Origin of the sequence: Neisseria sp. 27098_8_112 (assembly GCF_041433235.1) — a bacterium.
Lineage (GTDB): Bacteria > Pseudomonadota > Gammaproteobacteria > Burkholderiales > Neisseriaceae > Neisseria.
Map to the genome: position 1 here is coordinate 1 of NZ_JAPWBB010000042.1, position 1,206 is coordinate 1,206.

Sequence of the window (1,206 nt, forward strand, 5' to 3'; positions counted from 1 at the left end):
TCGTCTTCGGAAATGAGATTGTTAAAGAGCAAATGGTTCAGACGACCTCAAAGAAGATAGTGAGGTCGTCTGAAAAACAGGAACTGTGTGCGTGCGTACCGCACACACACTACGTCAGGACTGAAGGTTTTATGCGGGCTACAGCTTGCTAGGATCTTTACCAGTTCCACCAAATTCAGGAGAATCCTGTAAAAAGGAAAATCTTGCATTGAAGAAAACATAGATCTGCGCATGTACACCTTAAAAGCACACATGCTATCTGTGGTTTTGTAAAAAAGAAATGTAGGTTGTAAACTTCAGCTTATTACAAATTCTAGATTTGTACAGGATTAAATTGTTTTTTACCGTTTATTTCTTAATATACTTTTCTATATATCTGTATTGCTCTTGCGTACATTTAACTGAAAAAAATATTTTTCCACTTATAATACTTTGAGCAGAAAAAATACCTTTCTCATATTTGAATTTTATTTTACTTAACGGAATCATTCCTTTTCCATTTTCTTTCCCACAAAAAATCTTATATTGTAACTCATTATTACTTACGCCTATATCTCCACAAGTTTTTTGACTATTATATTCTGATACAATTATATTTAACCAGCCATGTTGAGAATCATAAGAGTAATGTGAAACATAAGGTAAATTAGAAGAGGAGGATAATATTAGAGATAAAATTGAACTTAAAATAGATTTCATAATTTATTTACCATTTAATTTATTAATTTTCTTAGCTAACGAAGCAGGAGTAACCCAACCAGACATTTTCATTTCTTTAATATCAGCAGCTTGACTTGCTCCATATGCAAAACTTGCACACTGCCTATTTCGTAAATTATATCCAGAAGTTTCTGTATTTTTACTATTAAAGTCCCTTATATATGACTCAACCTTTTTCATTTGATCATCATTCAAATCATAACTCCTTGATACCAAATACTTACTATCCAAATACCTCGTATCATTAAAACTCATAGTCCCTCCCATATCACTAACCAAAATACTAGTAATATCTTTTGAATTATATCTAAACCCTTCTCCTCCAGGCCATTGACCTATATATTGGGTTCTGCCATTTTTCTCTAATCCAATAAATGCATGTCCTACAAAATCATGTGTATCAGAATAAATTGTTAGCTTCCCGCTTAATCCTAATGAGTCAACCCAAGTCTGCATATTTGGTGCAAACAAATACAAATTATCCCC

Annotated in this window: 2 protein-coding genes; both read right to left on the minus strand. The window is 32.4% G+C overall.

All coding sequences use genetic code 11. The annotated features are described in order from the left end of the window. Window positions 1-348 precede the first annotated feature (348 nt). Window positions 349-699: a hypothetical protein gene (locus O3682_RS11690; RefSeq protein ID WP_049226471.1), complete on the minus strand. Its 351-nt coding sequence runs from the start codon at window positions 697-699 to the stop codon at window positions 349-351. A 3-nt stretch (window positions 700-702) separates the two neighbouring features. Continuing rightward, window positions 703-1,206: hypothetical protein (locus O3682_RS11695; protein ID WP_371510184.1), on the minus strand; the 504-nt coding region annotated here is incomplete at its 5' end.

Coding starts and splice junctions, on each gene's coding strand:
- O3682_RS11690 (WP_049226471.1), bottom strand. CDS start 699: ATGAAATCTATTTTAAGTTCAATTTTATCTCTAATATTATCCTCCTCT.